20 protein-coding genes are annotated in these 24,537 nt (G+C 60.7%); 4 read left to right on the top strand and 16 right to left on the bottom strand.

Annotation, left to right across the window (positions count from 1 at the left end):
• Positions 1–14: 14 nt before the first annotated feature.
• The 4 genes from MAF45_RS04550 to MAF45_RS04535 form a co-directional block, all read right to left on the bottom strand.
• On the bottom strand, positions 15–2,288 hold the full coding sequence (locus MAF45_RS04550; RefSeq protein ID WP_237978368.1) for a patatin-like phospholipase family protein: 2,274 nt from the start codon (positions 2,286–2,288) through the stop codon (positions 15–17).
• Positions 2,289–2,392: 104 nt separating this feature from the next.
• Positions 2,393–3,079: an amidase gene (locus MAF45_RS11390; RefSeq protein ID WP_237978367.1), complete on the bottom strand. Its 687-nt coding sequence runs from the start codon at positions 3,077–3,079 to the stop codon at positions 2,393–2,395.
• Between the two features lie 161 nt (positions 3,080–3,240).
• The gene (locus tag MAF45_RS04540; RefSeq protein WP_237978366.1) at positions 3,241–4,461 is read right to left on the bottom strand and encodes an aminotransferase class I/II-fold pyridoxal phosphate-dependent enzyme; all 1,221 of its coding nucleotides are present in this window, start codon (positions 4,459–4,461) and stop codon (positions 3,241–3,243) included.
• Positions 4,462–4,686: 225 nt separating this feature from the next.
• A complete protein-coding gene (locus MAF45_RS04535) occupies positions 4,687–6,852 on the bottom strand; it encodes an autotransporter outer membrane beta-barrel domain-containing protein (RefSeq protein ID WP_237978365.1) in 2,166 nt (721 codons plus the stop codon).
• Between the two features lie 473 nt (positions 6,853–7,325).
• Here MAF45_RS04535 and MAF45_RS04530 point away from each other — a divergent pair, with 473 nt between their 5' ends.
• Positions 7,326–7,562: an AbrB/MazE/SpoVT family DNA-binding domain-containing protein gene (locus tag MAF45_RS04530; RefSeq protein WP_237978364.1), complete on the top strand. Its 237-nt coding sequence runs from the start codon at positions 7,326–7,328 to the stop codon at positions 7,560–7,562.
• A gap of 259 nt (positions 7,563–7,821) precedes the next feature.
• Here the strand turns inward: MAF45_RS04530 and phoU are convergent, their stop codons facing one another.
• The 5 genes from phoU to MAF45_RS04505 all read right to left on the bottom strand — a co-directional run bounded on the left by phoU (position 7,822) and on the right by MAF45_RS04505 (position 12,080).
• A complete protein-coding gene (gene phoU / locus MAF45_RS04525; RefSeq protein ID WP_237978363.1) occupies positions 7,822–8,541 on the bottom strand; it encodes a phosphate signaling complex protein PhoU in 720 nt (239 codons plus the stop codon).
• A 27-nt stretch (positions 8,542–8,568) separates the two neighbouring features.
• Complete coding sequence (gene pstB, locus MAF45_RS04520; protein ID WP_237978362.1) at positions 8,569–9,372, bottom strand: phosphate ABC transporter ATP-binding protein PstB; 804 nt, start codon at positions 9,370–9,372, stop codon at positions 8,569–8,571.
• Between the two features lie 24 nt (positions 9,373–9,396).
• Positions 9,397–10,260, bottom strand: a complete 864-nt coding sequence (pstA, locus tag MAF45_RS04515; protein ID WP_237978361.1) for a phosphate ABC transporter permease PstA — start codon at positions 10,258–10,260, stop codon at positions 9,397–9,399.
• Positions 10,257–11,159: a phosphate ABC transporter permease subunit PstC gene (pstC, locus tag MAF45_RS04510; RefSeq protein ID WP_237978360.1), complete on the bottom strand. Its 903-nt coding sequence runs from the start codon at positions 11,157–11,159 to the stop codon at positions 10,257–10,259. Before pstC ends, pstA begins: the two co-directional genes overlap by 4 nt.
• Before the next feature lie 90 nt (positions 11,160–11,249).
• On the bottom strand, positions 11,250–12,080 hold the full coding sequence (locus MAF45_RS04505) for a PstS family phosphate ABC transporter substrate-binding protein (protein WP_237978359.1): 831 nt from the start codon (positions 12,078–12,080) through the stop codon (positions 11,250–11,252).
• Between the two features lie 468 nt (positions 12,081–12,548).
• Between MAF45_RS04505 and MAF45_RS04500 the strand changes: the two genes are divergently transcribed.
• Positions 12,549–12,809 carry a DUF2968 domain-containing protein gene (locus tag MAF45_RS04500; RefSeq protein WP_237978358.1) on the top strand — a complete coding sequence of 87 codons (261 nt, stop codon included), beginning with the start codon at positions 12,549–12,551 and terminating at the stop codon, positions 12,807–12,809.
• Positions 12,810–13,410: 601 nt separating this feature from the next.
• Entirely contained in the window at positions 13,411–14,427 is a 1,017-nt protein-coding gene (locus tag MAF45_RS04495) for a LysR family transcriptional regulator (protein ID WP_237978357.1), read from the top strand.
• Here MAF45_RS04495 and MAF45_RS04490 read toward each other — a convergent pair.
• Positions 14,424–15,644: a M20 metallopeptidase family protein gene (locus tag MAF45_RS04490; protein WP_237978356.1), complete on the bottom strand. Its 1,221-nt coding sequence runs from the start codon at positions 15,642–15,644 to the stop codon at positions 14,424–14,426. The two genes, MAF45_RS04495 and MAF45_RS04490, sit on opposite strands and share 4 nt — an antisense overlap.
• Positions 15,645–15,739: 95 nt before the next feature.
• The gene (gene dcuC / locus MAF45_RS04485) at positions 15,740–17,110 is read right to left on the bottom strand and encodes a C4-dicarboxylate transporter DcuC (RefSeq protein ID WP_237978355.1); all 1,371 of its coding nucleotides are present in this window, start codon (positions 17,108–17,110) and stop codon (positions 15,740–15,742) included.
• Positions 17,111–17,782: 672 nt separating this feature from the next.
• Between dcuC and ahpC the strand changes: the two genes are divergently transcribed.
• Positions 17,783–18,346, top strand: coding sequence for an alkyl hydroperoxide reductase subunit C (gene ahpC / locus MAF45_RS04480; protein WP_237978354.1), 564 nt, complete (start codon positions 17,783–17,785; stop codon positions 18,344–18,346).
• A gap of 297 nt (positions 18,347–18,643) precedes the next feature.
• Here the strand turns inward: ahpC and MAF45_RS04475 are convergent, their stop codons facing one another.
• From MAF45_RS04475 to MAF45_RS04455, 5 genes are all read right to left on the bottom strand, one after another.
• On the bottom strand, positions 18,644–19,645 hold the full coding sequence (locus MAF45_RS04475) for an NAD-dependent epimerase (protein ID WP_237978353.1): 1,002 nt from the start codon (positions 19,643–19,645) through the stop codon (positions 18,644–18,646).
• Between the two features lie 171 nt (positions 19,646–19,816).
• Complete coding sequence (locus tag MAF45_RS04470; protein WP_237978352.1) at positions 19,817–20,827, bottom strand: glycosyltransferase family 8 protein; 1,011 nt, start codon at positions 20,825–20,827, stop codon at positions 19,817–19,819.
• Positions 20,828–21,251: 424 nt separating this feature from the next.
• On the bottom strand, positions 21,252–21,686 hold the full coding sequence (locus tag MAF45_RS04465; RefSeq protein ID WP_237978351.1) for a hypothetical protein: 435 nt from the start codon (positions 21,684–21,686) through the stop codon (positions 21,252–21,254).
• A 131-nt stretch (positions 21,687–21,817) separates the two neighbouring features.
• Positions 21,818–22,972, bottom strand: a complete 1,155-nt coding sequence (locus MAF45_RS04460) for a M20 family metallopeptidase (RefSeq protein WP_237978350.1) — start codon at positions 22,970–22,972, stop codon at positions 21,818–21,820.
• A gap of 18 nt (positions 22,973–22,990) precedes the next feature.
• Positions 22,991–24,415 carry a Na+/H+ antiporter NhaC family protein gene (locus MAF45_RS04455; RefSeq protein ID WP_237978349.1) on the bottom strand — a complete coding sequence of 475 codons (1,425 nt, stop codon included), beginning with the start codon at positions 24,413–24,415 and terminating at the stop codon, positions 22,991–22,993.
• Between the last annotated feature and the right edge of the window lie 122 nt (positions 24,416–24,537).

Below are 24,537 nucleotides of genomic sequence, written 5' to 3'. Positions count from 1 at the left end.
GCCTTCAAGCGGCCTTACTGGATGTGCCCCCACATGAAGTAAATGGCGCTGTCGCCCCCAAAGGTGCGTCCCCCCACCAGGTAGATCGGCCCCACCCAGGTGTCGGCACCGAGGAAGACTCCCGCCGCGCTCTTCCAGCCCGGGTGCTCGCCGTCCAACTTGTTGTAGGCCCGGCCGCCTTCCACCGTCACCCCGGCCCAGACTGGAGCGCCGATCTGCGCGAGCCGCGAGCTCAGGTTCCTGTAGGCCATGAGGCGCGCGAATTCCATGTGGTCGCCCGAATAACGCCCGTAGCTCGAGCCCGACAGGTTGAAGGCGCCGCCCAGCTTGAATGTGCCCTCAAGCGGCGAGCGGCCCGCCTTCACGGTCCCGGCGAAGGTCCAGGGGCCGGCCGTCGTCGCCCCGGTCGCGCTTAGCTCGTAGCCGGTCTTCATGCCGCTTCTTCCCATCTCGTCCCAGAAACGCACCCCGAGCGCGTCGATCTTGTAACCTGCGGTGGGGAAGCTCGTGCTATTCAGGCGGTCGAGCTTGAAGCGCACGAAGTTTCCGAAGCCGCGGGTGTCCCTCACGTCGCGCTCGCCCGTGCCCACGACGCGGTTGGGCTTGAGAAGCGTGTAGCCCAGCCCTGCGGTGGCCACGCCATAGCGGCCGAGCTCGTAGCCGAGCTCCACCGAGCCGATGAGCTGCTTGTTCTGCCAGGTGCCGGCCCGGATGTCGCCCTCGTAGACGTCATAGTCCTCGCGCCCAATGGAAAAGCGCGGATTGAGGAACACGGGGCTTGCAACGCCCAAGGGCTGGTAGTAGCTCAGCTGCAGGCCCTCGTCCTCGCCGATCTGCACGGCGGTCTTCAGCTCCCCGCCCCAGGCGTTGATCCAGCCGAGCGTGTGCTCGAGCATGAAGCTGAAGGTGTGGTCATCGCGGAAATTGGTCTGCAAGCGACCGCCCACGCGGAAGGCCGAATACCCCCAGGTCTTCTCCTGCGGCTCGAAGACGAGCATCTCGGTGCCATCGGGGCCGGGCTCGAAATGGTAGGGCACGGACAGGAAATCGTCGTCCTGCCAGATGCGCTGCGCCGCCCGCTCAACCTGCGCCGTGGTGACGACGTCGCCCCTCTTCAGCTTGATCTCGCGCTCGACGTTGGCAGGGTTGACCACCTTGAGTCCCTCGACCCGCACGCCCGCGAGCACGTGCCGCCCGGTGATCTCGATCGCGCTGCGGCGCTGCTCGCTCCAGGCGAGAAACTCGCTGCGGGGAACGGCGAGGCTGCGCAGCCTCGGCAGCACCTTTCTCGCCGCCTCCTCGCCCGCGCGGATGATCTCGTCGGCCTTGTCGAAGTCGCCCGAAGAGTACTGCTCGAGGTCGGGCACGATGAAGATGTCGCGCGGCGTGAGCTCGCTGATGCTCTTCTGCACGTTCTGCTCGGTGAGGATGTTGATCATCTGCCCCATGACGCCCGCGAGCGTGTTGAGCTTCGAGCGCGGGGAAAGCGGCGTGCCCACGTTCACCGCGATCACGATGTCGGCGCCCTGCTTCCTCGCCTCCTCGACCGGGAGGTTCTGCACGAGACCGCCGTCGGAGATGAGATGTCCCTTCCACTCGGCCGGCGCGAAGGCCCCCGGAATCGACATCGAGGCGCGCATCGCCTGTGAGAGCAGGATGTCCTTCTGCAGCACGAGGGCACGGCCCGTCTCAAGGTCGGTGCCGAAGGCCGCAAACGGGATCGGCAGCCGCGAGAGATCCGTGATGCGGCTTGCCGGCTCGTTCACGCGCGACAGGAACAGATCGAGCTCCTGGGTCGTAATGATGCCGTAGGGCAGCGCGAAGCCCTGCGGCCCGATGCCGAGCTCCGTGTCGGAAAGCCCGTGCTCCTTGTCTTCTTTGCGCCGCCAGTTCATCTCGGCGCGGTCAGGCTTCGGCGCGAACATCTTCTGCCAGTTGACGCCTTTGATGATTTTCTCAATCTCCTCGGGGCTGTATCCCTCGGCGTAGCCCCCGCCCACCATGGAGCCCATGGAGGTGGCGGTGATGAGGTCGACCTTCACGCCCGCTTCCTCGAGCACCTTGAGCACCCCCACGTGCGCGAACCCGCGGGCGCCGCCGCCCGAGAGCACGAGCCCGATCCTCGGACGCCGGGCGGCCTCGGGTCGCCTCTGGCCTGGCGAGGAGGCCGGAGCGGACTGAACCGCGGCGGGCTGCGTCTGCGGGGCAGGCGCGGGGGAGGAGAATCCGTCGGCCCAGACGCCGGAGGCGGCAAAGGAAAAAAGGACGAGAAAGGCGGCGAATTTCATGGAACGCGGAAAACAAAATCTAAAACAAAAGAAAAACACCTTTAGGATAGCGTATCTGGGTTCGTCTTCCTATTAGCCTCCGGGGCAATCTCAGACGGCTTTCCTTATAAAAAGAAGAAGATCGGGGCAAAGCCCGCGCTGGAAAAGAGCATGCGCGGGCGACCGAGGCTTTCCATCAGCTCGCAGCCGCAGCGCAGCACCCACTCGTCGCAACCCGCGGGCCCGAGGAGAGTGAGGCCGACCGGCGCGCCCTGCAGAGTGCCCAGCGGCAGCGACAGCGAGGGCAGCCCCGCGAGTCCCGCCGGAGAAAGCAGCGCAAAGGCGCTCGAACGGAAATGCTCCATGTCCGCGTCGCTGCCCGAGCGAAGCGGCCCGGGGCCGGGCAGCGTCGGAAACACGAGGAGGCCGCCCCCGGCGAGCTCTTCGTCAAGAAAGGCTTTGATCCGGGAGCGCTCTTCGCGCCAGGGCCGCAGGTCCTCCGAAGCCGCCTCGCGCGCGAAGGCGAAGCGCTCGCGCACGCCGGGTCCAAGCGCGGGGTGCACCTGCTCGATGAAGGAGCCCCAGCTGCGCCAGGCTTCGGCCGCCTGAAGGTGGCGGAAGGCTTCTGCGAAGCGCCCGAGGGTACAGGGCGCAAGACGCGCCTCCTCCTCTCCGCCCCAGAGCGCGCGGGCCTCGGAAAGCGGCCTCGAGAAGGCCTCGTGCAGCTCCTTCGGGACCGCCGCCCAGGCGTCCGCGGGCAGCAGCAGCCGAGGCCTTGCGGGGAAGGCCTTTTCGTCGGGCCCGCAGAGCACGGCAAAAGCGCGCTTCCTCCTTCAGACACGGGCTCTGTACTCACCGTCACGGCCGCAGCCGCTGGCTTTCTCCGGATGCAGAAAGCCCGCACCGAGGCCTGGGTCTTAAGGCGGGCACCGCCTTTGAAAGGAGGGAGGGCCTCCGGCGCCGTCTGTCCCTTTTAGTCCTGGCGGTAGTCCGCGAAGAAGTTTTTCAGCCTCGTGAGCGCCTCGGTGAGCTGCGGCACCTCCGAGAGGTAGACGATGCGGAAATGATCCGGGTGAATCCAGTGGAAGCCCGCCCCGTGCGTGATGAGAATCTTCTCACGCTTCAGGAGGTCTAGCGCGAAGCGCTCGTCGTCCGTGATCCCGAAGCGCTTCGTGTCCATCTTCGGGAAGATGTAGAAGGCGGCGTCAGGCCGCTCGAAGGTGATGCCGGGAATTTCGGAGAGGAGCCTGCAGACGCAGTCGCGCTGCTCGTAGACGCGGCCTCCGGGCACGAGCATCTTCTCGGTTTCCTCGGGCATTGCGAGCGCCGGCGCGATGAGCGACTGCGCGGGCACGTTCGAGCAGAGCCGCATCGCGGAGAGCAGGTTCAGGCCCTCGATGTAGCCCTTCTTGCGCTCCTTGTTGCCCGCGAGGCACATCCAGCCGCAGCGGTAGCCCGCCATGAGGTGGGACTTCGAGAGTCCGTTCAGGCTCACGGTGAGAAGGTCCGGCGCGAGCGAGGCAAGCGCCGTGTGCTTCTTGCCGTCCATCACGAGCCGGTCGTAGATCTCGTCGGCAAAAAGGATCAGATCGTGCTCGCGGGCGATCTTCACGATGCCCTCAAGGATTTCCTTCGGATAGAGCACGCCGGTCGGATTGTTCGGGTTGATGACCACGATGCCCTTGGTGCGGTCCGTCACCTTCGAGGCCATGTCCTTCAGGTCCGGGTACCAGTGCGACTTCTCGTCGCAGATGTAGTGCACGGCCTTACCGCCCGCGAGAGTCACCGAGGCGGTCCACAGCGGATAGTCCGGTGCGGGCACGAGCACCTCGTCGCCGTTGTCGAGCAGCCCCTGCATCGACATCGTGATCAGCTCGCTTACGCCGTTGCCGGTGTAGATGTCGCCCACCCCCACGTTCGGGATGTCCTTCTTCCTGCAGTACTCGGCGATCGCCTCGCGGGCCGACAGCAGTCCGTGGGAATCCGAGTACCCCTCGGTGTCGGGCAGGTTCTCGCGCAGCTTCTCGACCAGAGACTCGGGCGTCTTGAAGTTGAAGTAGGCGGGGTTACCGATGTTGAGCTTCAGGACGTCTTCTCCCGCCCGGCACATGCGGTTCGCCTCATCCATGATGGGGCCGCGGATGTCGTAGCAGACATGATCGAGTTTATGCGACTTGAGGTAGGTCTTCTGCATGATCAGAACCTTTGGCGCCGGATTTCGGGCGCAGGAATTTTTAGAAATTACTGAGGGATATTAGCGCAGGGAAGGCGCCCGGGCGGCCGGCCACCCCAAAACAGCGGGACGCCAAAAACAAAGTCCTGCCTTTCGGGGTGACGAGGATCCCCGCGAAAGGCAGGACTGGAGGAAAACGACAGGAAACTGCCCCGGGCCGCGTGCGGCCCGGGAGCTCAGGCCCTTTTACCAGACGTAGCGCAGGCCGACGTTCCAGCGCCAGTTTTCCTTGATGTCGCCGCAGCTCGTACGCTCGAGGTCGAGGTAGGTGTAGGCCTGCTTGCTGAGATTGAAGTTCGCGCCCACCGCGTACTCGACCCAGCCGCCGTCGAGCTCGTCCTTGTAGGAGCGGCTCGCCAGCGCGTTGCTCGCCTTGTACTTGTAGTCGCCCTCGAACTCATAGGCGCCGGAGACGCGGGCATAGATCGTGCCCTTCTTCTGCGGGAGGTTCAGGCCAGCGCGCACGCCGAGCCGGCCCACCAGAGAGTTGAAGTTGTCCTGGTCGATCGTGGTGCCGCTCGCGGAGCGGAACTTGTCGCCGTCGACATAGCTGTAGGTGAGCTCGGCCTGGGGCTCGACGAAGACGCTCTCGTTCACGTTCCAGTGCCAGCCCGCCTCTGCGCTCAGGCTGAAGGCGTTGTTGTCATAGGAGCCGCTGAAGCCGTTCAGGCTGAAGTCCGTGGAGATGCGTCCGTACTTGCCGATCAGGTCGACGAAGAGGCCCGAGTCATCCATCCAGGTGCCGTAGACGGAGAGCGTGTAGGTGTCGCCGTCTCCGCTGCCCTTCTTGTAGCTCGTGTCGCTGTCGGTGTAGCTGAAGGCCGCGCCGAGCTTCCAGTTGTGCGGCAAGTCGAAGTCCGCGCCCAGCTGAACGGAGTTGTTCTTCGTGGTGAGGTTCTGCGCCCCGTATTCCTGCTCGGAGCCGTAAACGCGGACCCAGGTGCCGACGCCCTTCGCGCTGTCGCGAAGCTCGCCCATGCGCTTTTCGAGGTCGTTCGTCTCATGGCGCCAGGTGAGGATGGAGGCCTTGGACAAGGCGCCGAAGGCTTCCTGGCGGGAGTTCCTGCTCTCGACCACGGCGCCCACGGTTCCGTCGGCCTTGGTCTCGCGGGTGATCGCGCCCACGATGTCGCCTTCAGCCACGTTCTGCACGAGATCGACGCCCTGGGTGCCGCCGTTCACGCTGAGAGACCGCAGGGTGTCGAGGTCGGAGGCGCTCGAAGCCTGGTCAGCGGTGATGCCGACATAGTTTTCAGTGATCTTCGGAGTCGATCCGGAGGCGACCGAAGAGACGTTCACCTTGGCGCTCTTTAGCGTTCCGTTGGTCTTTTCGGCAGCAACGTTGAGGGTGCCGCCCGTGCCCGAGAGGGTGGTGACGTCAACCGACTGGGAAGGCGACTGCGTCACGTTGATGACGCCGTTGTCAAGCTTCACGGAGTTCACGGCGAGGGCGGAGGACTTTTCGCCTTCCTCCCAGGGCTGAGGATCCGTCACGTTCCAGGCGGCGCCGTCGGAGAGCGCGAGGTTCAGCCCGGCCACCTGCCCGTTCTTCTGGATCTCCTCGTCGGTCCAGGATTCCGGAACCTGGCGGAAGACGTTGCCAGTCCAGGAGGAGCCGCTGCCCTTCAGATTGATGTTCACGGTGGCGTCGATCTCGTTGCCGGAGCCGGCAGCGCTGCCCGGCGTCTCGAAGGCGATGTCGCCCTTCAGGACCACGGTGCCGTCGCCCTTCTGGTTGATGTTGGTGGTGGAGTGTCCGCGCACGTCCATGAGCGACATGTTGTCGGTTGCCGTAAGGTCGCCGTTGATCTCAAGATAACCGTTGGAGTAGGCCGACATCGCGTATCCGTTCGGAGCGCTGATGGTGGTCTTTCCGCCGTTGATGACGACAGAGGCGGTACCTTCAGGCGCGGTTTCCTGATCCGTGTTGTTTTGCGTGAGCACGCTCCAGAAGCCGTCGGAGGTGACGCTGATGTTCTGCCCCGCGAGAACGACGTGCCCGCCCTTAAGGGCGAGGACTCCGATCGCACTCTCCCCGCCTGTCGCGCTCACCGTCAGCCGGCTGGTTTCGGAAGTGCCGATGTTCAGCTCGCCGGAAGTTGAGGCCTGAATCGCCCTGGGATTGCCGTAAACCGCAATAGTGTCGCCCGAGGCGGTGCCGACGGCGCCGCTGCCGTTGGCATAGAGCGCCTGGCTGATGGGGTTCGCCTCCGATCCCACCGTAATCGAAGGATCGCCGACCAGGTTAAATGAGGCAGACTGCTGGGCGTCGAGCGTGAGCGCGCCGGCAGACGCAGACAAGGCTGCCGCAGTTACAGCCACAGACAGAAGGCTCAGTGAATATTGCTTCATTGTTATTTCATCCCCCTCAAAATTCGAATGTGCCACCGTGATTATTTCAACCGGTCCCTTGAGCCATGGCCTTCGCGGTCATGTGTAAACTATTTTAAATAGTGCAAAATCTATAAATCCATGGGAGGGGGTAGAGTTTGTTCCATATTGACGTAGAGTATTTTGTGTATATTTTTCTGCCGGAAAATTCGGATTTTGACTTCTGAACTTTTTAGGTGTAAGGTTCAAAGACGTATTTATATTCTGAGGATAGGTTTTCTGATGATCCGCCAGCTGTCCCATTTCGACAGCATGTGCATGTGCATGTGCCAGATGACGCGGCTTTCCAAAGCTGTAGCGTCCGGTTCTGCACGGTCAGAAAAAAGATAGTCCTTAAAGCAGAAAACCAGATCCGCTACAAAGAGAAGAGCCGCAGACAAAACTGCGGCTCTTTTTTTATTCGCATTCGTTTATTCAGGCAGGGAGAATTCAACATGGCAAATCGTCTTACCATTAAGGGCCAGGTCACCATTCCGAAGGAAGTCCGGGATTTTCTGGGGCTCAAGAGCGGGGACTCGCTCGTTGAGTTTCGGATCAATCCGGCCGGCGCGGTCGAAGTCGTGAAGGCGGCCCCCAAAAACCGGGCCTCGGAATCGCGCCGCTCTTCGGCGCGATGTCATGCGCGCCCCGGCATCGATGTCCTGTCGCTGCTCTCCGGGGTCTGCATCTGAGCCTTCTGCGCGCCTGAAAAAAGGCGCGGCTTTAAGAAAAAAGAAGAGAAGCCCCCTTCCCTCTTTTTCAGGCATGGTCCGCTGAAAGCCCGGCACCCGCAGCCCGGGGCCCTCCCTCCCCTCGAGGAAGGAGCTCCCCCAAAAGCGCAGGCGGCCCGCCACGAGGATTCGAGGCGGGCCGGAGGAATAAAAAGCGGCAGTGCCTTTTTTTAAAAGAGCATTGCCAAAAAGGGCTGAGCTTGTATCTTGGCTCTCGGTCTCAGCCTTCCACCGAGTCGGGACGAACGCTGCCTGGCCCCGGCTCCGTGTAAAACTCATGATGGATGTCTGCTCCCTCGCAGATGTAGATCACGGTCTCCGCAATGTTCTTCACGTGGTCGCCCACCCGCTCGATGGATTTGGCGATCCAGGCCGCGATGATCTCGGAGCGCAGGGCTTCGCGCTTCACCCCGTGGGTTTCGATGAGGCCGGCGATCAGGGCGTGGAACACGTCGTCGATGCCGCGGTCAAGCCCGATCACCTGCCGGGCCACGACCGCGTCGCGGTCCTTGAGGGACCGAAGCGCCTCGCGGATCATGAGGTCCGCGGTGCTGAAGGCGGGCGCGAGGGCCGCGGCCATCGTCTTGCGGGCCGGGTCGGCCGGATCGAAGTAGCCGATCGTCCGGGCGATGTTCCTTGCCTCGTCGCCCATGCGCTCCAGATCCACCGAGACGCGGCTCACGCCGAGCATCAGCCGCAGGTCTCCGGCCGCAGGCTGCCGGCGGGCGAATATCGACTCGATCTCCCGGTCGATTCTCACCTCCCAGCCGTTTACCTCGGAGTCCTTGCGGACCACCTCTTCGGCCCGGCCGTCGTCAAAGGCCTGCAGCGCGGCGCCGGCAAGCGCGAGCTGCGCGCGCACGAGCTGCCCCATCGAAAGCGTGTGGGCGAGCAGCTCTTCGAGCTCACCGTCGAATTTCGCGACAATATGCGCGTTCATCTCTTCTTCTCCTTTTTCCGCGCCCGGTCAGCCGAAGCGCCCCGTAATGTAGTCCTCGGTTTCCTTTTTCTTCGGGTGCGTGAACATGTCGGAGGTGGCGCCCACCTCGACGATCTGCCCCAGATAGAGAAAGACGGTGACGTCGGAGACGCGGGCCGCCTGCTGCATGTTGTGCGTGACGATCACCACGGTGTAGTCATTCTTCAGCTCGTCGACGAGGTTCTCGATCTTGGAGGTCGAGATCGGGTCCAGGGCCGAGCAGGGCTCGTCAAGAAGCAGCACTTCGGGCTTCACGGCGACGCCGCGCGCGATGCACAGCCTCTGCTGCTGGCCGCCCGAAAGGCTGGTGCCGGGCCGTGCGAGCTTGTCCTTCACGTCATCCCAGAGCGCGGCCTTCTTCAGCGCCCACTCGACCCGCTCGTCAAGGTCGGCCTTCGAGATCTTCTCGCGCAGACGCACACCGTAGGCGACGTTCTCGTAGATGCTCATCGGAAACGGGGTCGGGCGCTGGAAGACCATGCCCACCCGAGTGCGCAGCGCGCAGTCGTCGACCCCGGGCCCAAGGATGTTCTGCCCGTCGAGCAGGATCTCGCCCTCGGCCCTTATGCCCGGGTAGAGGTCGTACATGCGGTTGAAGGTGCGCAGCAGCGTCGACTTGCCGCAGCCCGAGGGGCCGATGAAGGCGGTGACGCAGCCCTTCGGGATCGTGAGCGAGATGTCTTTCAGGGCCCGCGAGCTGCCGTAGTAAAAGTTCAGATGCTTCACCTCGATCTTCGCCTCGCGGGCGCGCGGATCAGTCGAACTGGTGAAAAGCGATTCATATCCGTTCATAGTGGCTTGCTTTCCAAATAACCGTTAGTGTTTGCCGCGGCGGAACTCTCGGATGAGAATGGCCGCAAGGCTCATGGCGAAGACGAGCACCACAAGGACCACGGAGGCGCCGTACTGCAGGGGCCTGGTCGCCTCGATGTCGGTGCCGGAGGTCGCCATCACGTAGATGTGATAGGGCAGTGCCATCACCGGCTCGAAGAGCGAGACGCCCTCCTTCGGCGTGAAGAAGACCGCGCCCGTGTACATGATCGCGGCGGTTTCGCCCGCGGCGCGGGCGAGCGCAAGGATCGCGCCGGTCATGATGCCCGGCAGCGCCGAGGGCAGCACGATCTTCATGATCGTTTCGCGGCGCGTGGCCCCGAGGGCGAGGCTCGCCTCACGCCAGTCGCCCGGAACCTGCTTCAAGGCGCTTTCCGTCGTGTTGATGATGATGGGCAGCGACAGCACTGCAAGCGTGAGGATCCCCGAAAGGAGGCTCACCCCGAACCCGCAGAAGACGGAGAAGAACGTTAGGCCGAACAGCCCGAAGACAATCGAGGGGACGCCTGCGAGGTTGGCGATCGAAAGCCGCAGCAGCACCACCGCGGGCGTGTCGCGGCTGTACTCGTTCAGGTACACGGCGCTCGCCACCCCGAGGGGCAGCGCGAAGAAAAGCGCCCCCAGCGCGAGCAGCGCCGTACCGACGATGCAGGGGAAGACCCCGCCCGCGGTCATCATGTCGCGCGGCGGCTGCGTGAGGAAATCCCAGCCGAGCACGGGCCAGGCGTTCACGATGAGCACGCCCAGCACGCCGAAAAGCGCAAGGACGCTCGCCGCCGCCGCGAGTCTCATGGCCGCAAAGCCTGCGAAGCCCGCGGCCTGCCGCAGCCCGAAATTTTTGAGTTTCATGATCCCTCCTTCAGCGCAAAGCGCCGGGTGAGGTTCCAGGCGATCACGTTGAAGACGAACGTAATGAAGAAAAGGACCAGGCCTGCGGCATAAAGCGCGTGGTAGTGCTCGCCGCCCACGGCGGCCTCGGCCATTTCAGCAGCGATGCCGGCGGTGAGAGGACGCACGGGGTCAAAGAGACTTTCGGGAAGGATGCCGGCCCCGCCCGCGACCATGAGCACTACCATCGTTTCGCCGATCGCACGCGAAATCGCGAGCATCACGGCCGTGCCGATGCCGCCCAGGGCCCAGCGCAGCTCCACGCGGCAGAGGGTCTCCCAGCGGGTGGCTCCGAGCCCGAGGCTTGCCTCGCGCATCTGGGCGGGCACGTTGTTAAGCGCGTCCTCGGAGATTGAGGCGATCGTCGGCACGCACATGAAGGCGAGCATCAGCCCCGCGTTGAAGAGGTTGAGCCCCGTGGTGAGGTTGAACGTCTGCTGCAGCCAGGGCGCCACGACCACAAGGCCGAAAAAGCCGATCACCACCGAGGGCAGCGCCGCCATGAGCTCGATCACGGGCTTGAGGAAGCGGGTCACCGCCGGAGGAAAGGCGCAGTGCATGGCCGCGGCGGTGAGCACTCCGATCGGCACCGCGATCACGGTCGTCACGGCGGCGACCGAAAGAGATCCCACGATCATGGCCCCGATTCCGAAAACCGGAGGATCATCAGTCGGGTACCACTCCGTGGAGAAGAAAAACTGACGCAGGGGGACGTCCCTCAGAATCGGAAACGCCTGCGTGAAAAGAAACACGACAATGGCCGCGAGCGCGAGAACGCTCACGGCTGCAACGGCTGCGAGGGAATTTCTGAAAAGCCCCTCGTGCCTGTCGCCCGCGGGGGCGGCCGCAGAAGAAGTCATTCGATTGAGCCTTGCATTAAAGGCTCCCGCGAAAGGGAGGAGAGAAACCCCCGCGGGAGCACTTTTTTTCAGTAGGAACAGCCGGACCGGTTACTTGCCAAGAGGAACGTAGCCCGCCTTGGCGACATACTGCTGGCCGCTCCTGCTCAGGGTGTAGTCGATCAGCTTCTTCGCGTCGCCCGCGGGAGCCTTGGCGGTGAAGAGGAAAAGGTCGCGGGCGATCGGCCAGGTCTTCTTGCGGGCGGCTTCAGCGGAGGGCTTGACGCCGTTCACCGAGAGGCCCTTCACCTGCTTGCCGAGATAGCCCACGCCGATGTACCCGATCGCGTTGGGGTTGCCGGCCACAGCCTGGACAACGCCGCCGTTCGAGCTCTGCAGCAGCGCGCGCTGGGAGACGCGAGTCTTGCCCATCACGAGCTCCTGCCAGCATTCGAACGTGCCGGAGGAGGAGTCGCGGCCGACCACGACGATCGGGGCGTCAGAACCGCCCACTTCCTTCCAGTTCTTCACGTTGCCGGCGAAGATCCCGCGGATCTGATCCTTGGATAGGCCCGCCACCTTGTTCTTCGGGTTCACCACCGGAATGATGGCGTCATGAGCGATCGTGATCTTCACGGGCTTGATGCCGTGCGTTCCGAAGTCAGCCACTTCCTTTTCCTTCATGTCGCGGCTGGACATGGCGATGTCGGTCGTGCCGTCGCGCAGAGCCTTGATGCCGTTGCCGGACCCGGTTCCGGAGATCGTCACCGTGATGTCCCTGTGCTGCTTGTGGAAGGCCTCGGTCACCTGCTGCATGATCGGCAGCACCGTGGTGGAGCCGTTCAGGTTCAGGGTGCCGGCGAAGGCAGAGGAGGAGAACATCACGGAGGCGGCCAAAAGGGCAGCGACGGCAGCCTTGGAACGCAGGAACTTGAGAGTCATCTTTTATTTTTCCATCAGTAGAAAAGAATTCAAGTGCGGGTGCTTTCCTCCCGCACAGGTTGAAAGTATGGAGAGGCGTTGTGTCAGCCCCGTGACGGTTTTGTGACGGTTTGATGACAGAAAAATAAATTCACTCAGACTTTTGATTTTTTTGCATTAGACGCAGGCCTGCCGTCGAACAGGCGGCAGGCCCTGAGGAAAAATCCGGCTGGGGGAAAAAGGGCTTTCCCCCGTTTCTTCCATAACCAGCCCCCGCCGAGAGGTCCTGCGGCAGGCGCCTCTCAAACCCCCTGTGCCAGGTTGAACAACTTACATTATTTTAAATGTTAAAAAATATTGATATATCATTTTTATGAACTTGCTTTCTGCAATTGCAACGCGGCGGTCTTATGCGCGTTCTGGTACACGGCTGACTCCGGCAACCTCCTCGTGTCTGCGGGGTACTCAATCAGCGGGGTCAGCTCCAATATGCTTAACGCCGGCCTCATCTACCGCTTCGGCGGCGACTTCAGGCACGCCGTGGACTACAGGCAGGTCGCGCTTGACGCTAAGAACCGCTCGAATGATCTCCAGGCACAGCTTTCTGCCTCCAGGACCCGCGAGGAAAACATGGCCAAAGACCTGCAGGCGGCCCGCGATCATTCCAATCAGCTGGAGTCTGAGCTGACTGCTGTCAAGGCGCAGCTTTCCAAGCTGGCTGCAAAGGTGGAGGCGCTTACCGCCAAGTAAGCCGCTTAAGCGGAAAGAAGCCCTTGGCTCCCCCCGCCCGACAGGGAGCCGGGAAACGTGAGAAGGGGATTTTTCAATCGAAGAATCCCGGTGGGATCTCCGGCTCAAGGCAAACGAGCCGGGGATCCCTTTTGTTATGCCCCCTGCCACGGCCGGCGCCAGCTTTGTCTGCAGGAAATCAGTCATCCGGGATGATTTGGCCAGCCCGATCCGACTGACTTGCTTCGCCTTGCCTAGCGGCTTTCCCCTTCCAAAGAACCTCTCTCTTTCACAGGCCGGTCCTTTCCGGACTCCTGGCGTCCCTGACGGAAAGGTGCGGGCAATAGCGGCGATTAACTTTTTATAATTTTTAATTAGATTTATAAAAACAGTGATTCATAATTTTTTCAACATTAGAAATTCAGAAATACTGTGCTGAAATTTAGATCCGCAGCCTAAAGCCTCCAATGGCTGTCTGAACTGCGCTGCGGCCTTCTTGCGCCTGCTATTCCCGGCAGCACCATGCGCCCTTTCAACCTCTTAGAAAATCCTCTTGCTGCTTTTTCGCGCGCTTAAACTTGAATCCCGGCGCGTTCCGCGCCTGACTTCGGAAAATCACGCCATGGCCGAGCCGCTTCCCAGCAGAAACATCAGTCTGAAAAAAAGCCTTTTCAACAAGGACTTTGAGATCTTCCTGAGCCTCTGCGAGACTCGCTCCTTTCGAAAGACGGCGCAGCTCGCGGAGCTGTCAGTCGCCTCGGTCTCGCGAATTTTGAGCGAGCTCGAGGCCTCGCTGGGGGTCCTTTTGTTCGACCGCTCGCGCCGCCCCGCCTCGCTCACGGCCGAAGGCCGCCGCCTGGAAAGCGAGCTGCGCCCCTGCATGCGGCAGTTTGAAAAAAGCGTTACGGAAATCCGGCTCATGAGCCGCATCAGGCCTTCCCTCAGGATCGGCTTCATCGACAGCTTTTCCTACGACATCGCCCCGGCCTTCATCAGAAAAATGGCCCCGTCGCTGCAGAGGATCTCGTGCCTCACGGGAGGCGCGGACCGCCTCTGCGAGCGGCTTGCCGCTCGGGAAGTGGACGTCATCCTTTCCATCAACCCCTGCTTTGAAGCCCCGGGACTGCGCCGCTTCGAGCTGCTCACCGAACCCTCGGTCATCATTTTCCCACGCAGCGCAGCCCCCGCAGCCTTCAGTCCGGGCAGCTGGCGAGAGCTCGCCTTCTGCGGTCTGCCCTTCATCCACAACTACCGCTCGAGCGGCGGGGGCAGGCTTGAGGACGGGCATTTCCAGACCCACGACATCCCCGTCTGCGGCAACATCTACACCGACAGCATCGGGATGCGCATGAAGCTCGTGGCCCAGGGGCTGGGCTGGGCCATTATCCGACCGCTGTCTCTGCTGCAGCACCTGGAGCTCCTCGAGGAGCTGCGCGTCCTGCCCTCTCCCCCGCCGGGACTGTCAAGATCCATCTACGTCCTTGCGGAAGCGAGCGTCCCCTCCGAGCTCTTCACCAGGATCATCACGGAGCTGCACGGCATCATCCGGGACGATATCCTCGGGCGCATCGCGCCGCTGCTGCCGCAGGGGACTGCGGGCATCGAGCTCCGTCCTCTGCCCGAAGCCCCGAAGGACTAGCCCTGGCAGGCCTGCCCGAAGGCAAACGGAATGGCCGCCATCACGGCTGCGGCATCTGAGAGCACCGCGTCGTTTACGAGAAAGGCGGGATCGTGCTGAGGCTGGCCAACGCCCTTTCCCTCGTCCTTCATGCCCATGAAGTAAAGACAGGACGGAACCCGGGCGGAATATTCACGAAAGTCCTCCGAGCCCGTGAGCATGTCGACGTCCTTCACACGCCCGCTTCCTAGAATCGCGCCTGCCGCGCTGCGCACCACCGAGACCATCGCCGGGTTATTCATCACGGCCGGCCCGTTGATGAGGAGGCTGTATTCGGTCCTGCAGCGATGGGCCTGCGCGGTGAGCGATGCAAGCTCCCCCAGCCGCTTGCCCATAAACCGCACCAGATCCTCGCGCGCTGCCCGGATCGTGCCCGAGAGCGTTACTTCCTGCGGGATCACGTTGGTCGCGGTCCCCCCGTGGATGGTGCCCACCGTGATCAGTGCGGGTTCGATCGGACTCGTTTCCCGCGAGACGATCGTCTGCAGACCGCAGACGATCTGGGAGGCCGTCGTGACCGGATCGCACCCCAGGTGAGGGCTCGCGCCGTGAGTGCCCTTGCCGATCACCTTCAGGCTGAAGCGCCCCGAAGCCATCATAGTCGCGCCCTCGCGGACAAAGACCTTCCCGGCCTCGAATATCCCCCAGACGTGCATGCCGAACATCGCGTCCACGCCTTCGAGCGCGCCGCTGCGCACGACGTAGCCCGCCCCAGAGAGCGGCTTTTCAAAAATCTTCGTGCGCGTCTCTTCCGCGGGCTGGAAAAAGATTTTCACCCGCACCGGCAGATCTTTCTCGTATAGCTTCAGGATTCGGGCGGCAGCGAGCATGCAGGCGGCATGGGCGTCATGCCCGCAGGCGTGCATGACCCCGGGGTTCTTCGACTGGTAGAGCAGCCCTGTCTGCTCGGCAATCGGCAGCGCGTCGATGTCGCAGCGCAGCCCCACGCAGCGGCCGCCCTGCCCCACGTACGTGCAAAGCCCCGTTCCGACCGGGCCGAACCCCACCTGGATGTCCCTGTAGCCAAAGGACTCAAGCTCCCTGCGGATGAACTCCGTGGTGCCCGTCTCCTTGAAGGAAAGCTCGGGGTTCTCGTGCAGATGGTGCCTCCAGCCCACGATCGAGTCCTGCATTGCGCGGGCCTCGGCCTTGATTGCCTCATAAATATCAGGATTCATATTGCGCCTCTTTTATGTCCGCCCGGGCCGTCCCTTCCTCCCCCTCCCCCCCCAAAAAAAAAATGAGAGAAAGAGGCGGTCGGGACCGGCCTGCTTCAGCCCAGAAGAAGATAGTTGCCGATCATCATCACGATCCAGCCCCCGAGCATCGGGATCGCCGTGCGGCGGATGATGGCGATCGGCGTGATGCCGGCCGCGGCGGCCACCACAATCGTGGCGCCCGCCACTGGCGAGATACCGCGGGCGAGCCCCGCCGTAAACTGCATGGAGGAGATGAGCTGGGTCACGTCCCCGCCCAGGCCCGCGGCCACATCGGTCGCGATGGACCCCAGACTCGTGAGCGCGCCCACGCCGCTGCCTGTGAGGAAGGCGACGATCGCGATCAGACCCGAAAGGACACCGGCCATCCCGGTCATGCCGAAGCCACCGTAGTTCGCGCATTTGAGAAGCAGGTCAATCAACCCGCACAGCTTGATGCCGGTCGCGAAGATCTGAGCCGCGATAATGAGCGAGACGATCGTGGTGAAGAGCGACCCCATGCCCTTGATCATCGCCATTGCGTCCTCGCAGACCTTCATCAGGTCGCGGCGGCGGATGAGCTCAACCACGACGCCGATGATCCAGGCGAGAAAGAGCGCGGTCACGGTATTGAGCTGGATCGACTGGTAGCCGAACTTCGAGAACACGCAAAGGAGCGCGATCGGCAGCACCGGCAGAATCGCATAGCCCGAGGGGCCGACCGGCATCAGCTTTCCGCTGTCAAAAACGGAGTCCGTATAGACGTCATCATTCTTCCGGTCGTAGTAGCGCTGAACGAAGAAATTGAGCACCGCGATCGTGATGATCATCGGGATCGCAACGGGCAGCTGGTACTGAACGAAATAGACAATCGGCTCGATGTCGGCGATTTTGGCCGCGAAGAGGGCCGTGCCGGTGCCGGGCCCCATGCCGATCGTGCCCGAGCAGAAGATGGCGGCCGCCGCACCCGCCCGGGAGACTCCGAGCTTGAGCAGGATCGGGTACATCGTGGTGAGCAGCAGCATCGCCAGCCCTCCGTGGCTCGGGACGACCGGGCACATCGCCGCGCCCAGCATATAGCAGAGCGCGAGCACGAGGTACGGGCTCTTAAGCGCCTTAAGCGGGGAAATGCAGACCTTCACCAGGGCGCCTGAAGCGCCGATGCGCTCCATGTACTTCGCAAAGCCCCCGGCCACCATGATGATCATGCCGATGCCGGCTACCTGCTTCACGCTCGCGAGCCGGATCAGGTCGACGAGGTCGAACCAGACAAGCCCCGTGGACTTCGCGCCTTTGGGGAGGATGTGGTCGGCCCCGAACAGGATCGCAATCGCGATCATGATCAGGCCCGAGCCCAGAAGGACAATGACAGTGGGATATCGCTTGATGACAAGCCACCCTGTGGCAATGGTCACAAGCACCGCTAGAAATGACGCCAGATATTCCATGGTGAGGTCTCCTCATGAAAACTGCCTGTTGTTCTGGAATTGCGCGGATTCAGAAACAACTATCTGACTTCGCGTCAAATTTTTAAATCATGTTTCGCGGTGCGAAAAATGACGTTTTATTTTCTGCCGGGCCCTGCGGTCAACAGAGGCGGCTCAAAAAAGCCGCCGGCGGAATGAAGGCTGGCGCCGGCAGAATCACGCTTTCATTGTTATTTAATAGTTATAAACAATCGTTCTATGATTTTTTCAAGGTGAAATAAAAAGGTTGCCCCGGCTGCCTGACGTCGTGCGCTCAAAAAAAGCGCAGACCTTCCGCCCTTAAAGACGGGGAGACAAAGGAGAACTTCCCCGGATTTTCCTAAAGGAGCAGCGTTCGGCAGGCGGCTTTCTCTTGCCCGCCGCCCCGAAACCCTTGGCAAAGCCCTTTTTCCCCCGATGCTGAGACTTCAGGCCGGGGACGGCGCCCCGGCCCTGCCCCCTCTTTGCTTCCTGCCCTTTTGGCCTATCCCCTGCGCTCAAGGCCCCGCCGCCCTTCTTTCGGAGGAGAGGGAAAACCTGAGTGGCTTTGTCGGATATTATTCGTAAAATAAAAATCATTCTCGATACGAACCAAAGGGCCTCGATCGCAGAAACGCTTTTTTCGGCCCTTTTTTACGCCAAGGAAAAACATCCATGTCTCTCATCAACAAGGAAGTTGCCGACTTCACCGCCTCCGCCTACCAGGCCGACAAGTTCATCACCGTGAGCAAGAAGGACATTCTCGGCAAGTGGTCCGTCTTCATGTTCTATCCCGCGGACTTTACTTTCGTGTGCCCGACCGAGCTCTCCGACCTGAACGACCAGTACGAGGCCTTCAAGAAGATCGGTTGCGAAGTTTTCTCCGTGTCGACCGACTCCCAGTTCGTGCACAAGGCCTGGCACGACGCCTCGGAGACGATCCGCGCGCTGCGCTTCCCGATGCTCTCGGACAGCAACCATGAGCTTTCCCGCGACTTCGGCGTGCTCATTGAAAAGGCGGGCCAGGCCGAGCGCGGCACCTTTGTCGTGGACCCCGACGGCCGCATCAAGGCCTACGAAGTGGTGGACGGCAACATCGGCCGCAACGCCGAGGAACTGCTGCGCCAGGTCGAAGCCCTGCAGTATGTGCGCGAGCACGGCGACCTCGCCTGTCCCGCCCGCTGGAAGCCCGGCAAGAAGACCCTGAAGCCCGGCATTGATCTCGTCGGAAAGATCTGATCGCTCTTTTCCCGGGGGCTGAACCCCGGGAAAAGCGGCCGGAATTGCAAACACGCTGCAGTTTTGGGGCGGCAGAATAAGAATCCCCTAAAAAGAGGGCTTAGTCTGCCGCCCAATATGTTGCCCGGCGCAGAGGCAGCCCGCCTCTGCAAGGAACAAGGTGGCGACAGACTGCTGAATTCAGCGTCAAGAGAAAAGAGTCCGCCTTTTTCCGTTTTATCAACTTAAACGGGGCAGACTTTTTAAGGGACAAGAGGCAAAAGCAGCCAATCCGCTTTCAGGAAACCCACGCCTCTGTTATTTATAGTAAGTTTTATACCATTGGGCGAATTTCCCCAGCCCTTCTTCAATGGTCGTTTCCGGCTTAAAGTCAAAATCGCGCTGCAGCTCGCTGACATCGGCATAGGTCTGGTACACATCGCCGGGCTGCATGGGCAGATATTCCTTTTTGGCTTTTTTCCCCAGGGCCTGTTCCAGGACTTCGATGAAATGCATCAGCTGTTCTGGCTGATGGTTGCCAATGTTATAGACTTTATAAGCGTCGCCCAGTTCATTTTTCCTGGGCGGATTGCACAGCATGTGTTCAATGCCGGTAACGATGTCGTCCACGTAGGTAAAATCCCGGTACATATCCCCGTGGTTGTAGATCTGGATCGCTTCTCCCCTGCGGATTTTATTGGCAAACTTGAAATAGGCCATGTCCGGGCGGCCAAAGGGCCCATAAACCGTAAAGAAACGCAGTCCCGTTGCCGGAATCCCGTACAGATGACTGTAGGCATAAGCCATCAGCTCGTCAGACTTCTTGGTCGCCGCATAGAGACTGATGGGATGATCCACATTGTCGGCCGTTGAAAAAGGCGTTTTCTGCTGATTGCCATACACAGACGAGCTGGATGCGAACAGCAGATGCGCGACTTTATGTCGGCGGCAGGCTTCAAGGATATTGAAAAAACCCACAATATTGGAATCAATATAAGAACGGGGATGGTCGATGCTGTAACGCACCCCGGCCTGGGCCGCCAGATTCACAACGATATCCGGATGAAAGGACTCAAACAATCCCATCACGGCTTTTTCATCGGCCAAATCACCTTTGACAAAGGTGAATCGCGGAAACCGGCCAAGAATAGCCAGGCGGCTTTCCTTTAAAGAAACATCATAGTAATCATTGAGGTTGTCAAATCCAAGGACAGAGGCCCCCAGCGACAGCAGCCGCCTGGCCAGATGAAAGCCAATAAAACCGGCCGCCCCGGTTATCAATACTTTGCTTGTTTTGTCAAACGCTTTGAAATCTGCCATAACAGTCGGCACCCTGTCTTTGTTTCAGGCACGGGAAAAAACAGCCCGCGCATATGCTTTCTAATTGGCTTCGCCTGATTCTTCAGCCTGGCTGATTAGAAATAATCGCCGAAGCACGGCCCTTTAGATTTTACAGCGATCCGTAAATCCCTATTGCGGCAGCCGAATCGTTTAAAGATGCAGTTTATAGCGCATCCGCAGCCACGAATACCAAAATATCCCCTTAAAATATCCCGCCAGATTTCCATGCTTTTTCTGATATCGTCCCCACTGTTGGAAATCATGATAATTTTCAGGTTTTTTAATCGGCAGAATATTCGTAACAGTGGGCCAGGGCGATAAAGCATTATATTTGCGCCATTGGGCATCGAAGGGCGTCAGGACCATGTTCCACGGCTTTCTTCTTCCGGCCCAGTGAATAAACACTCCCTGGTCAGTATCATAATCATCTCCGCCGTCCGTTATATTATAGGCATGCGGCAGAAAATAAAGATTTCCGTCAAAAACCAAATTCAGTATATCCTGGCTTTGCCCTAAAAAACGCTCTTTCGGTTCGCATTGGAAAGAAAAGGCTTTTTCCGTAATATGGTCTTTCTCCCACTGCTTACAGTCCACTAGCATAATGCCATCGTTGAAATATCTTCCATTCTTTAGCTTCAAATATTCAGATCTGTATTTGACGGAATCAGGACGATCAGCGGCCGCGGCTATGGCATAGCCTTTCATATCCAGGTGCATCAGAGGCTTTAATGAAGAAATGCACATGGTATCGGAGTCCGCATAAATATACCTGTCTGCATATTTTCCCAATACCTTCGGCATATACAGTCTGACGTAGGTTACACGTGAGAAACGTGAAACCTTAATATGGAAATCCTTAAACGGCTCCATATTCACACGATATAAATAGCAGCAGCAGTGAAATTTCTGGGCTGTTTTCCTAATGTTTTCCTCACTGCCATCGCTGTACCCGTCTGTAAAAATGTGAAATGAAAGCGACGCACCCTTATTGTTTTCTATGACAGAAACCATTGAGGCGCCCATAAACGGAATATACGCATCGTTAACGTTATAAGAAACGTGAATTTGCTCCCGGGCATCGTCGGCTGGCAGATAATTAAATATTTTTTCTGACGCAATAAAATGAGATACATCAAAAAACGACGATTCAAACTGTTTCACGATCCTGTTCCTCCGAAGCCGCAGAGATTATTCACAAGCATAAATTAATCAATCAGGCGCATGATCAACGATCCAGGCAGCAAATAGGGTAATTACCGGATTTCAATGAGTCAAGCATTGGTAATTAAAGGCATTTAAGAAATAAGGGCGCCCTTTTGTTTTCCAATGAAGGTTTCATGGCGGATGGCCGCTGAGTAATGCTCCGCCACAGGGGCTGACCCTCTCATTAATACAGCGTGAAAAGCCTGTACAGAAATGCGGCTCTCAGAGGACATCCTTCTGTCGTCCGGCACACGGCAGACGGTCCGCCCGGGAGTAAAAAAAAGCATCGAGAATTGTTCACGATGCTTGATTTTCTCGAACCTCCCGGAGTCCTGGAAGACCAGAAAACCGGGAGCCCGAGCTTCAGGCAGCCTTAAAGCTTTCAGCGCCTTCCGTCCGGGCGGTCTCCCGGACCCCCGCGCTGCGGAGCCGGCCCCCTCGCATCGCGCGCAGGCGGCATGGCGGCCGGATGCCGACGGCGGTATTCAGGGGCGTAATGATGGCGGTACCAGTCGTTCTTCACGAAACGCACCGGACGGCCGCAGGCGTCGTAGCGGCTGCAGTAGTGCCTCCAGTCGCGGCGTTGGGCTTCCGGAACGTTGAGATACAGGATCGAGGTCCCGGCGATCGCCGCGCCGATCGCGACGATCGGGGTCGAGTTCCAGACGTCAGGCCGCAGGCCGTTCACCATCGGGATAGCGCCCCAATAGCCCGAGTCGCCGATTGAAATATTGACCTGGGTGGCCGCACCGGCCTGAGCCGCACCGATCATGAGCGCGGCTGCTGCCGCAGCAGCCTTGCCTGCCATGCTGTTCATGTGATTCTCCTTTTCCGGGCCCCGGAGAGAAGCCCGGTGCTCACAAGCATACCCGTCCGGAGCGGAGGAAACCGTCACGAATTTTAAGTTTGGGCCCGGAATGGTTACAGCCTGTTGTCAGCTGTAACAAATCAAGCCGCGCCGGGCTTGAGCAGATCGCGGGTGAGGCGCTTGTAGATCTCAAGCGCGTTGGTCACCTGCTCGGGGACCCCGTACTCGTTGTCGCCGTGCATGTTGCCGCCTGAGGGCCCGAAAGTGACCACAGGAATGCCGAGCGAGACCGCGAGAATGTTGGAGTCGCACACCGAGGGGTCGTAGGCTACCGGCAAATCCACCCCGGTCACATCGCGGTAGTGGCGCTGCAGGGTCCGCACGAGCACGTGGTCTTCCGGTATGGCGAAGGCCTGCATGTAGGGGCTCTTGCGGGGCTTGAGCCGCACGGAGACCTTGCCGCCGAGGCCCAGGGCGTTCGCCGCCTCCATGATCTGCGAGATACAGAGCTCCGCGGTCTCGCCGGGCACCACGTAGCGGTCGACGAACATGTAGCAGCTGTCGGGGACGACAAGCGCCCCGGCGCTGCCGCCGCTCAAGTAACGGACGCACCAGGTCCCGCGGTTGAGCTTCGGGTGCGAGAGCGTGGGCAGCGCTTCGATCGCGGCGGCGAGCTTCCCCGCGCTGATGAGGGCGTTCTCCCCCACCTGCGGGTAGCGGCTCGCGTGGCCGGCCTTGCCCTTCACCGTCACCTCGAAGCTGAAGCGTCCGCGGAAGCCCACTGCGACGTTGTCATAGCGGCACTCGGCCATCAAGGCGAGGTCCGCATGGATCACGTTCTCTCGCACGAGCTCGTAGGTGCCCTGCGAGAGCCCCTCCTCATCGGAGACGAAGCAGGCCATGATCTTCCCTGCGAACTCGCTGCGGTGGGCGCTGAAGTAGCCGATGGTTGAGAGGATGGCGGCGTCTCCTCCCTTCATGTCCATGGCTCCGCGGCCGTAGACCTTCCCGTCGATCAGCGTAGGCTTGAAGGGATCGGTCATCCAGGCCTCGCGGTTCACGTCCACCGTATCGATGTGGCCGATGAAAAGCAGCGTCGGGCCGGGCCTTCCGCTGTCGAGAACCGTCCAGACCGAGGGGCGCTCGTTCTTCTCGTCTTCCGGGAAATAGCTCATATGCACGATGAGCCCGAAGGACTCGAGCGTTTTCTTCACATACTCCGCGGCCTTAGCCTCGTGGCCCATGACGGAGTCGATGCTGATCAGGTCGTACCAGCGCTGAAGAACTTCTTCCATGATTTTCTCCCCTCTGAGTCAGTTCGCCTCGGAAGCGGCCCCGGCCTGCGAATTCCCGCTACGGCGGGGCAGCTTTGCCGAGCCGATGCCCGTGAGTGCGATGAAAGCCGAAAAGACAATGGACAGCCAGAGCATCGGCGCATAGGGCAGGAACGCGAGGTTCGCGACACCCAGAGTCGCCGCCGTGTAGGAGCCGGTCGTCGACCAAGGCACGAGCGGAGCAAGCCCCGTGCCGGTGTCGAGCATCATGCGCATCAGGTTCTTGCGGTCGAGCCCGTACTCCGAGAACATATCCTTCGTCATCGTGCCGATCACCGGATAGCTCACGTAGTAGGCGCCCGTGATGAGGAAAAAGAGCGCGTGCAGGCACATGATCGAAAAGCTCATCACGCGGGGGCTCGTAGCAAGGCGCTTCACGAAGTCGAGCAGCACGTCGGCCACGCCCGCGGTGCGCAACGGCGCGCCGAAGATGCCCGCCGCCATCAGCAGCCCGATCGTGCTCAGCATGCTGGTGAAGCCGCCGCGGTTGAGCATTTTGTCAACGAAGGCCGACCCGGAATGCCCGGAGTAGCCGCTGTAGAGGCTGGTGAGGACGGTCTTCAAGTCCATGCCCTGAAGAATCATGGCGAGGACCGCGGCCACCGCAATGCCGGCCACGAACGTGGGCAGCGTGGGCTTCTTCCAGACGATGAGCCCCACCACGACCACGAGCGGAAGCAGCGTGATCACCGACAGGTTGAAGGTGTGTGCGAGAGTCGTGAGGATCTCGTCGTAGACTGCGCTTTCAGCCACACCGCTCTGGAAGGAGCTGCCGTATATGAAGAAGAAGACGAGGCTGATCAGGTAGGCCGGCCCCGTGGTGAGAAGCGCGTGCCAGATCCCGGACATGAGCGGGGTGTCCGTAACGGTGGCCGTGATCACGGTCGAGTCGCTCAGGGGCGAGATCTTGTCGCCGAAGAACGCCCCCACGCAGACCGCGCCGGCGGCGGCCTCCATCGGGACGCCCAGGCCGGAGGCGACGCCCATGCAGGCGACGCCCACGGTGGCGAGCGTTCCCCAAGAGGTGCCCGCGAAGGTGCTCATCAGCGTGCACAGAATGCAGGCGACCGGCAGGAAGAGCGCCGGAGTGATCACCTGCATGCCGTAGTAGACCATGACGGGGATGGTGCCCGCGGCCATCCAGCTTCCGATCAGGACGCCCACGGCGAGCAGAATGAGCATTGCGATCAGCATCGAGGCGATGATGTCCTTGATGCCCGTCTGCAACTTCGAGTACGGGACGCCGAAAAGCACCGCCATAAGGCACATGACAACGCCGTCCACGGCAAGCACGATGCGGACGTTCACGGAGAGACCCATGAGGCCGTAGACAATGATGAGGACGCCCACGACAAGCATTGAAAGGGCCTGCCAGGGCTTCACGATGGTATGTTCTGATTTCACTTCATTCTTTCCGTTTAAGAAAACCCACCCGCCTCCGGTGCTGCTTGAAAAAAGGAGGAAGGAGACGAAAAGGCCAGAACCCAACCGGGAACTCAGCCTTTTTCCCCTTCGGGGCGAACGAA

It is taken from the genome of Mesosutterella porci (assembly GCF_022134585.1).
GTDB lineage: Bacteria > Pseudomonadota > Gammaproteobacteria > Burkholderiales > Burkholderiaceae_F > Mesosutterella > Mesosutterella porci.
The sequence above is the reverse complement of the archived record's forward strand: the minus strand, read 5'-3'. Positions and strand labels throughout refer to the sequence as shown.